Genomic DNA, 1,225 nt, shown 5'->3' on the forward strand with positions numbered 1-1,225 from the left:
CCCTGGGCCTTACCGCCCAGGATGGGGATGAGCCGGCGCAGGCCGTGTACGGTGCGGCCCACCTCCTGGGGCACGCCCACCTCCACGCGCAGGTCGGCAAAAAATCGCAAACGGGGTTCCACAAAGGGCACGGGTTCGGTCATGGGCTCCATCTTTCGGGTGTCTGGCAGGCAAGCGGCCAGGGGCGGCGTGCACCCAGCCTGCATGCGGGGTTGCACCTAGCGTAAATCCCGTGGCGCTTGACCCCTGTCATCCCTGAAGATGACAGCAATGACAAAGCCCACCCGGCATACCCCGCGCAACCCATGAGGCACTGGCTCCCTGCAAGCACATCCGGCGGCGGCATCACGCCCCCGCCCAACCTCACGGGTTCGGCCCTGGGCGCCATGGTTCACCAGCTAGGCGATGACGGGTTTGCCTGCGGCATGCTGCAGGAGCTGGCACCCGTGCTGCCCGCAGCGTCGTGGTCGGTGTACCGCACCGGGCGCCATTGCAAACCCACCTTGTTCATGTCGGCCAGTTACGGCATTCCCGACACCACGCAGGACTGCTGGTGGGCCTACCTGTCAGGCCCCTACCGCACCGACCGCACCTGGGGCCGCTCGCTGGACGAAGCCGCCCCGGCCGAAGCGCCCACCCAGTTGTGCCACCTGACGGCGCCCGAAGTGGACGCAGAACACCGCGCCCGCGTATACGAGGCCCATGGCGTGGCCGAGCGGGTGTCGGTGGTCGAACACGAGAGCGATGGCTCGGTCTTTGCCGTCAACTTCTACCGCCACCAGCACCAAAAGCCGTTCCAGGACCGGCAGATCAGCGACTTTGAGGGCATGGCCCCGGTGCTGCTGGCGCTGACCCGCAAGCACATCGTCCTGGCCCAGCGCCCCGGGGTGTTGCAACCCGCACTGCAACCCCCACCACAGGCCACGGCCCCCGCGCTATCCCACAGCCTGCCCGCGCTGCGCGAACGCCTGCTGCGCGCCCACGCGGGGCTGACCGAGCGCGAGCTGGACGTGTGCGCCCGCCTGCTGCAAGGCATGACGCAGGAGGGCATTGCCTGCGACCTGGGCCTGAGCCTTCCCACTGTCAAAACCTACCGCAACCGCGCATTCAGCCGCCTGGGCATCCACTCTCGCAACGAGCTGTTTGCACTGGCGCTGGGCACCCAACGCAGCGTTTAGACGAAAGAGCACGCCACGCATGGGCACAATGCCAGCCCATGCCCAGC

At 67.8% G+C, this 1,225-nt stretch carries 2 protein-coding genes; one reads left to right on the top strand and one right to left on the bottom strand.

Going from position 1 to position 1,225, the window contains the following annotated elements; all coding sequences use genetic code 11:
• A partial coding sequence (locus tag DBR23_RS18400) for a DUF3237 family protein (protein ID WP_369882135.1) occupies window positions 1-143 on the bottom strand: 143 nt, incomplete at its 3' end.
• A 162-nt stretch (window positions 144-305) separates the two neighbouring features.
• Here DBR23_RS18400 and DBR23_RS18405 point away from each other — a divergent pair.
• On the top strand, window positions 306-1,178 hold the full coding sequence (locus DBR23_RS18405; protein WP_233250549.1) for a LuxR family transcriptional regulator: 873 nt from the start codon (window positions 306-308) through the stop codon (window positions 1,176-1,178).
• Window positions 1,179-1,225 lie beyond the last annotated feature (47 nt).

It is taken from the genome of Acidovorax sp. HMWF018 (assembly GCF_003061035.1).
GTDB classification, from domain to species: domain Bacteria; phylum Pseudomonadota; class Gammaproteobacteria; order Burkholderiales; family Burkholderiaceae_C; genus Acidovorax; species Acidovorax delafieldii.

Coding starts and splice junctions, on each gene's coding strand:
- DBR23_RS18405 (WP_233250549.1), top strand. CDS start 306: ATGAGGCACTGGCTCCCTGCAAGCACATCCGGCGGCGGCATCACGCCC.